Annotated in this window: 6 protein-coding genes and 1 pseudogene; 3 read left to right on the top strand and 4 right to left on the bottom strand. The window is 69.7% G+C overall.

Features of this window, described 5'->3' with window-relative positions:
* Positions 1 to 128: 128 nt before the first annotated feature.
* The 3 genes and pseudogenes from DT019_RS37900 to DT019_RS37890 all read right to left on the bottom strand — a co-directional run.
* Positions 129 to 581 (bottom strand): annotated as a pseudogene (locus DT019_RS37900) (HD domain-containing protein); the annotation flags it as partial.
* 354 nt (positions 582 to 935) lie between these two features.
* Positions 936 to 1397, bottom strand: coding sequence for a zinc ribbon domain-containing protein (locus DT019_RS37895; RefSeq protein ID WP_114041552.1), 462 nt, complete (start codon positions 1395 to 1397; stop codon positions 936 to 938).
* A gap of 33 nt (positions 1398 to 1430) precedes the next feature.
* Positions 1431 to 2096 (bottom strand): hypothetical protein, encoded by a 666-nt coding sequence (locus tag DT019_RS37890; RefSeq protein WP_114041551.1) that lies wholly within the window; start codon positions 2094 to 2096, stop codon positions 1431 to 1433.
* Between the two features lie 363 nt (positions 2097 to 2459).
* Here DT019_RS37890 and DT019_RS37885 point away from each other — a divergent pair, with 363 nt between their 5' ends.
* Positions 2460 to 3473, top strand: a complete 1014-nt coding sequence (locus tag DT019_RS37885) for an NADPH:quinone reductase (protein ID WP_114041550.1) — start codon at positions 2460 to 2462, stop codon at positions 3471 to 3473.
* A 127-nt stretch (positions 3474 to 3600) separates the two neighbouring features.
* Here the strand turns inward: DT019_RS37885 and DT019_RS37880 are convergent, their stop codons facing one another.
* Positions 3601 to 4587 carry an Lrp/AsnC family transcriptional regulator gene (locus DT019_RS37880; protein WP_114041549.1) on the bottom strand — a complete coding sequence of 329 codons (987 nt, stop codon included), beginning with the start codon at positions 4585 to 4587 and terminating at the stop codon, positions 3601 to 3603.
* An 83-nt stretch (positions 4588 to 4670) separates the two neighbouring features.
* Between DT019_RS37880 and DT019_RS37875 the strand changes: the two genes are divergently transcribed.
* Both DT019_RS37875 and DT019_RS37870 read left to right on the top strand, forming a co-directional pair.
* A complete protein-coding gene (locus DT019_RS37875; protein ID WP_114041548.1) occupies positions 4671 to 6296 on the top strand; it encodes an FAD-dependent monooxygenase in 1626 nt (541 codons plus the stop codon).
* Between the two features lie 224 nt (positions 6297 to 6520).
* A complete protein-coding gene (locus DT019_RS37870) occupies positions 6521 to 6961 on the top strand; it encodes a GNAT family N-acetyltransferase (protein ID WP_114041547.1) in 441 nt (146 codons plus the stop codon).
* Positions 6962 to 7163 lie beyond the last annotated feature (202 nt).

Below are 7163 nucleotides of genomic sequence, written 5' to 3'. Positions count from 1 at the left end.
CTATAACCGCCGCCGACTGCGCAAGCACAAGGACTTCGGCTACCTCACCCCAGCCGAGACCCGGCAACGGCACCAACACAGCCTCGCAGCATAGACATCAAGTGTCCAAGATCACGGGGAAGCTTCACTTCGAGTTCGGGGACCCGTTTGTTCTTCCAGATCTTGTCGGCCAGGCTCACCAAGAGGTCCTCCATCCCGACCTCCTCGGTGGTCCAGGCCGCGTGTGTTCCAGCGAAGCGGGCCAAGGCGGTGTCGACGCCTCGGCTCAGGAGCAGCTCGCGGCCTGCTTCTTCGTGCTGAGCCCCGGGACCAGACAACTCGGCGGGATACAGGGCCTTGCCGATGTCGTGGGTGGCAGCTCCAAAGAGTACGGCGTACGGGTCGATGCCCAGATCGAGCTTGCGCGTGGCGATCCATTCGAGGAGTTGGCCCGCGACGTCGTGGACCGCTCGCAGATGAGCGACCAAGCGCGGCGGAGCGAGGACCTCGTCAAGCAGTTCGGCCGCTTCGACGGGCAGCGGACGCAGCACGGGTCGACCGGTGTTTTGAAGTGCAATCGACAGTATTCGCGAGGTCGTCACCGCGACAGGGTAGCCGTCGCCGTCAAGGCTCGGATCTCGGGCTGACCAGCACTTCCACGCACCGCGCCCAATCCGGCATCGCCCGCCCTGCACGAGGCCCGTAAATGGACCCCGGAACGTAACCGCCCCCCGGCCGGTCCGCTGATACGCGATGTCGGAGCGTTTTGGCATGCAACAGGGTGGTGCGGTGGTGCACCGAACCCCGCAGACCCCTGTAATCGGTGGAACGGGCCGCGAGGGGGAACGCTCGGCGGGCGACCTGGCCTGTCAGGCATCCCGAGAAGGACATTCGCTGGGGAGACAGCCTCATCAGAGAGGCTGCCTCCCGGCGGCGGCTCTGCGCGCTCCTCGGCACTAGATGTGGATGAGTATCTGTCTGAGGGGGTGCCCGAGTGCTTCCGCGAGGGTGGCCAGTTCCTCGTCGCTCAGCCACGCACGGTTCGGATACATGATCTCGATCCTGAACCGCGCGAAGCCCATCGGCCAGTCGTACACCAACTCATTGAGCGACGTCTCCAGATCGCAGCAGGGGACGGTCACCAGGAGCGTCGGGAAGCCTTCGCCGTAGTGCTCATCGACGGCCTCCCCCCACGAGTCGAGGGGGACCTCTGCGCCGCAGTGCGGGCAGGCAATCCTCTCCAAGTTGGAGCCGCAGAAGACCATTTCGACGCGGTCGCATCTCGTGGCTTCCAGACCGCGGCGAGCATCGTCGTCGGGGAGCATCCGCGACAACACGGCCGCAGCTCGATCCGCCGCATCCTCATCAGGTCGCCAGTACGGATCCGTCGGGATCACCGTCAGGTAGTTGTCACTCATCGGTCCGCCTCCCACCCCGGGCCGGGACATCGCTCAGGCCGGGTATCCGATTTGAGCGATGTCGTCCGCCAGGTCGTCAAGTTCGGCCTCGCGGTTCAACGCCGAGACGGTCTCCGCGGTCAACGGCTTGAGGTCGTGAACGTGCTGGACCGCGGCGAGGTCCAGTGGCACTTCGTAGTACTCCTCGGCGAACACCCGATAAGCGTCGGCAGTTCCGGCGACGAGGACGTCGAACAGCCACTCCGCGCCGTCAGCATCCTCGCTCTCGGAGGGTACGTCCAGATTGCCGGTGCTCCAGCCGGCGTCCGCGGCTTGCCTCCAGAAGCACACGGTCGCCCGCGGCGTCCCTTCCCACTCGCAGAAGGCCGGTTCGACAATGAGGGGGCGAAAGACCTCCGGGACGCTGCCGAAAAGCCCCGGCCAGGTCTCCAACGGGTCCGACCGCCACGGGGTCATCGGCGACTCGTGGTCGAAGGCGCGCGCATACGCCCCGGCGGCCGAGAAGGCGATCGAGTAGTCGTTCCCCGAGCCATCCGTCATCGAGGCCAGCTCCTGGTCCTTCGACCAGGACCGATCGAAGGAGTAGTACCGATAGCCCCGCTCACGGCACACGATCGCATCCAGCATGGCCAGGGCGCGCGATCGGTCACGGACGGTCTGGACGTCGGGCAGCCTGCCGATCACTTCAAAGACACTCATGGGCACATCCAACCGCCAGCCACTGACAACCCCTCAACAGCCCCGGCCAAGTCGCTGGCCGATCACGCCAAACCGCAGGTCCAACGCTGCTGTTCGCCGGTCGCCGAAGGCCATTGGGCACCGTACGGCGGTGGACAACCGGACAGCTCGGACGTTCCCGTGCACTCACTTCGCCCTGGCCCGCACCCAGGCACCCGGCGGCGGAGAACCGGCATTGTCGCTCAGGCTGAAACCCCGCACTGTGCGTGAGCCCTCTCGGAATACACGCTCTGGAGTCGAAGTTCGTACGAGATGCCCCGTGCAGGGCGGTGTCCTTCCGGCTGCCGGCCGGGTGCTCGGGGGCGAGCGAGAGAGCGGTGAGAGATGAAGTCCGTGGTCCGGACGGCTGCTGGTGGCCCCGAGGTCCTGGAGCTTGTCGAGCGGTCGGTTCCCGAGCCGGGGCCGGGTGAGGTTCGGGTGCGTATGCGTGTCTCGGGCGTCAACCCGACCGACTGGCGCAGCCGCGGGCGCCCGCTGCCGCCGGAGATGAAGGAGCAGGTGCCGCATCAGGACGGTGCGGGCGTGATCGACGCCGTCGGCCCGCAGGTCGACCCGGCACGCGTCGGACAGCGGGTATGGGTCTGGGAGGCCGCGTGGGAGCGGCCCTGGGGAACGGCACAGCAGTACACGCTCGTTCCCGATAAGCAGGCCGTGGCTCTGCCCGACCACGCCTCGTTCGAGCTCGGCGCCGCCCTGGGCATCCCGGCGCTGACCGCCCACCGCGCGCTGACCGTTCACGATGGCGGGCCGGGGCGTATCGCGCCCGGCACCCTGCACGGTGCCACCGTGCTGGTGGCGGGCGGCGCCGGCGCGGTGGCGAACGCGGCAATCCAACTAGCCCGCTGGGCCGGGGCGCAAGTGATCACCACGGTCAGCAGCCCCGCCAAGGCGGAGCTGGCGCGCGCGGCCGGTGCACACCGGGTGGTCAACTACCGTACGCAGGACGCGGCAGCGGAGATCCTGGCCGTCGCCCCCGAGGGCGTCGACATCATCGTGGAGGTCGCACCGGAAGCCAACGCGGCCCTCGACATGTGCGTGGCCGCACGGGGAGCCGTGGTGGCCTACTACTCGGGCGCCGAGGGCGTCCAGCTCTCCGTCCCCGTACTCACCTCCCTGTCGGCGAACCTGCGCTGGCAGAGCGTCTTCGTCTACACCGTGCACCCCGCGGCGAAGCGGCAAGCGGTCACCGATGTCGCGGCAGCCGTGGACGCGGGCGCGCTGCGCGTGGGCGAGGAGGCCGGACTGCCGCTGCACCGCTTCCCGCTGGAGCGCACCCGTGACGCACACGCTGCGCTCGAGCAGGGGATCGTCGGGAAGGTCCTGGTCGACATCCCCTGACCATGCCGCCGACCGGTGACTGGCCAGGGCCCCGGAGTCTGACCACGGGCTTCGCCCCGGCCCGGACTCGGCGCAGAGCATCGTGCACCGGGAGCTCGACGAGAGACCGACCGCCCGCGCTGAGCCCTCAGGTGTCGTTGGCGGGGCCGTGGAGCCCGGCGGCGCCCTTGAAGGTCTGCAGCACCGGGGCGCTGTCGACGCTCTGCACGCCGCGCAGGGTGGAAATCCGCGTACTGAGGTACGTGTACAGCGCGGGGATGTCGCCTGTCGCCAGTGCGGCGTGGAGGTTGGAGGACCCGCTCGTGGCGGCGACGAAGGTGACCTCGGGGTGGTCGGCGAGGGCGAGCCCGACACGTTCCAGGTGCGCGGGTTCGACCGAGAGCCACAGCAGGGTGCGCACGCCGAGGCCGAGCAGGGACCACCGTGCGTCCACGTGGAAGTAGAGCACTCCCGCGGCGCGCAGGTCGGCGATCCGGCGCTGCACCGTGGAGCGTGAGGCGCCCGTCTCCGCGGCCAGCCGGGCGGTGGGCGCGCGACCGTCGTCGCGCAGGAGGCCGAGCAGGTGCCGGTCGAGGTCGTCGAGGTCGACGGGGTGCGTCAGGTCGGTGAAGGGCGGTTCCGCAGGGCGCAGTTGCGCGGCCTGCTCGGGCGTGAGGGCGCTCAGCTTGGCGACGACGCCCGCGGCGCGTCCCGAGTAGACGTGGAGCAGGCAGTGCGCGGTGACGTCCAAGACGCGGGCGGTCCTGGGCAGTTCGCGCAGGAGCAGGCTGTCACCGGGGGTGGCGGCGGCGGTCACACAGACCAGTTCGGTGCCGCCCGACGTGCGGCTGATCCACGAGGTGTCGCTCCGCCGGGCCAGGGACTGGGCGATCGTCTGCGCCGAGTCCGGGGTACAGCGGATGCGTACCAGCCACTCCACATGTCCCAGCCGGGTCCGGTCGACCAGGCCCCACACACGCACCGTGTTCGACGCGCGCAGGCGGCTGTAGCGGCGGGCGACGGTCTGGTCCGACACGCCGATGACCTGGGCCACCCGGGAGAACGGAACGCGTCCGTCGAGGTGGAGGGCGTGCATGATCTGCGCATCAACTCGGTCGAGACCATCGGCATGCATCAGGAAATCCTTCAGGGCGTCGGATCGGTTCACCCTATGCGCAGCGGATGGAAGGGCCGCATTCGTGGGCCGACGATCGGGTCATGAACGAGAACACTCCGACCCCAGCGCCGTACGCCACGGCCCCGGACCGCGCGTCGGTCCTCATCGTGGGCGGCAGCATCGTGGGCGTCTCCGCCGCGCTCTTCCTCGCGGCACGCGGGGTCACACCGATCCTCGTCGAACGGCACACCGGCATCTCGCCACGGTTGCGGGCCAAGCTGTTCTACCCCCGCACCATGGAGGCATACCGCGCCGTCGGAGCCGCAGACGACATCTACGCGATCGAACGAGCGCACCCACGCAGCGAGTACGCCGCCGTCGTGGAATCACTGGCCGGCGCCGAGATCCGCCGCTGGCGCCTGCCCGCCGCCGACGACTACAGCGCCGTCTCCCCCTGCCAGGGCGCCATGGTCAAGCAAGGCGACGCCGAGCGCGTACTCCGGGCGCGGGCGGCTGCCCACGGCGCGGACCTGCGCTTCGGGCACCACTTCATCGACGCTGAGCAGACCGGCCGGCGGGTCACGGCCCGCGTACTCGACGACCGCGGCACTCCGTACACGGTTGAGGCCGACTACCTGCTGGCGGCGGACGGTAGCGCCAGCGCGATCCGCGAGAGCCTGGGGATAACCCGAAGCGGTGCCCCGGCCCTCGCGTCCGCCATGGAGCTGTCGTTCAGGGCGGACCTCCGGCCCCTGCTCGACGGCCGCGCCCTGGCCCTGGCGTTCGCCGACCAACCGGGCCGCCCGTTCATCTCCTGGACCACAGGCCAGGACTCCGGTGCCGTGTCCATCACCTACGACCCCGCGATCGTGGATCCGGACACCGGGTTCACCCCCGACCGATGCCAGGCCATCGTCTCCGCGGCCCTCGGCCTGCCCGCCTCCGGCTTCCAGCTCACCGGCACGCGCCCGTGGACGATGGGCGCCTGGGTCGCCGACACCTACCGCGCGGGGCGGATGTTCCTCGTCGGCGACGCCGCCCACGTCTGCCCGCCGGTCGGCGGGTTCGGCGCCAACACCGGCATCCAGGACGCCTGGAACCTCACTGCCAAGCTGGTGTCCGTACTGCGCGGGGACGCCGGGGAGCACCTGCTCGACCGGTACGAAGCGGAACGCCGCCCCGTTGGCGAGTTGACGGTACGTCAGGCCGCGCAGCGTGTACCGGGCTCCCGCGAACACGCCGCCGATGACGGACAGTTGCTCAGCGAAGCCGCCGTGGCGAACGGCTACCGCTACCCCGCGCCCGTCGCCGACCCCATAACGCCCCGCACCCGGGCCCCGCTTCCACCGGCCGACGAACCCGAACGCTGGCGAGGCGAACCCGGTACTCGACTGCCGCATCTCCCACTCGCCGAGGGCACCGAGGCGGGCTCCTCGACCCTCGACCTGGTACGCGATGGACGCCACGTACTCCTGATCGGTCGGCATGGCCAAACCTGGGCGCAGGCAGCCCAGACTCTCGACCCCGCCGGCGCCTTCCTGGACACCGTCGTCCTCACCCCGCACATCCTGGCCCCCGGTGCGAGCTTCGCGGACCGCTGCGGCATCGGCGAGGACGGAGCGGTGCTCGTCCGGCCCGACGGCGTCGTGAGCTGGCGCTCCGTCCACGGCGCCAACGCCCCGTACGCGACGCTGGAGACCGCGCTGCGGCAGACGATGTATCGGTGACATTGGCGCGACCGGGCCCTCGCGGCAGCTGACCACCGGGGTTCCGGGAGCCATCCGCCCAGGAGCCCCCCGCGTTGCGGCAGGTCGCCGACAGCCGTGCTCGGTGCCACCCAGCAGCGCCTCAGACCGTACGACCTCCCACCCCTCGCCCGGGCAGAAATGGCTCAAGGAGCGGAACTCCGCGAGGGATTGACGTCAGCGCCGTCCTCGGGTCTCCTGCTGCGATGTCTGACCTTCGTATCCAACAGCCGGACAGCGATGCCACCTTCACCGACTGGCAGTACGTCCACAACACGGTCATCCCTACCCACGCCCTCTCCCTGGACGAGGTACGCGAGCGTGCCCGGCGCAACCACATGGAGGTCGCTTATCTCGGTGACGAGCTCGTGGGCTGCACCACCGTGCGCCCTCCGGCCGATGAGACCCTCACGGCCACCGTGATCGCCCGCGTGCTTCCCCCGCACCGCAGGCGGGGGTTCGGCGAGGAACTCTACGAACGCGCACTCAACCAGGCACAGGAACTGGGAGCCGAGGTGATCGAAACCGTTGTCCTGTCCTCGAACGAGGACGGACTGCGCTTCGCGCTGGAGCACGGGTTCGTCGAGATCGAGCGATACCTCCTGCCGGGAGACACCATCCCCTGGATTGACCTGCGGCTCTCCTGACCGAAACAGGCTCCATGGCCCTACACGTCGCGTTCTGATCGACCTCTCCCCTGCTCACGGAACCCACTCAGCCACGCTCGCGCGGACTCCCAGCGATACCGCTGCTGGCTCGACTGCCGTTTGGCGCAGCGCTGCAGGGCACGAGCCCGTCGTCGCGGGCGAGGGCGGTCGGGCAGTCAGAGACCTCACCCGGCCCCCGGAG

The sequence above is a fragment of the Streptomyces sp. SDr-06 genome (assembly GCF_003324565.1).
In the GTDB taxonomy this organism is placed as follows: Bacteria; Actinomycetota; Actinomycetes; order Streptomycetales; family Streptomycetaceae; genus Streptomyces.
The sequence above is the reverse complement of the archived record's forward strand: the minus strand, read 5'-3'. Positions and strand labels throughout refer to the sequence as shown.

Excerpts from the sequence above, each read along its gene's own strand:
- DT019_RS37895 (WP_114041552.1), bottom strand. The coding sequence starts at position 1,397 with ATGAGTGACAACTACCTGACGGTGATCCCGACGGATCCGTACTGGCGA.
- DT019_RS37870 (WP_114041547.1), top strand. The coding sequence starts at position 6,521 with ATGTCTGACCTTCGTATCCAACAGCCGGACAGCGATGCCACCTTCACC.
- DT019_RS37885 (WP_114041550.1), top strand. The coding sequence starts at position 2,460 with ATGAAGTCCGTGGTCCGGACGGCTGCTGGTGGCCCCGAGGTCCTGGAG.
- DT019_RS37875 (WP_114041548.1), top strand. The coding sequence starts at position 4,671 with ATGAACGAGAACACTCCGACCCCAGCGCCGTACGCCACGGCCCCGGAC.
- DT019_RS37880 (WP_114041549.1), bottom strand. The coding sequence starts at position 4,587 with ATGCATGCCGATGGTCTCGACCGAGTTGATGCGCAGATCATGCACGCC.
- DT019_RS37890 (WP_114041551.1), bottom strand. The coding sequence starts at position 2,096 with ATGAGTGTCTTTGAAGTGATCGGCAGGCTGCCCGACGTCCAGACCGTC.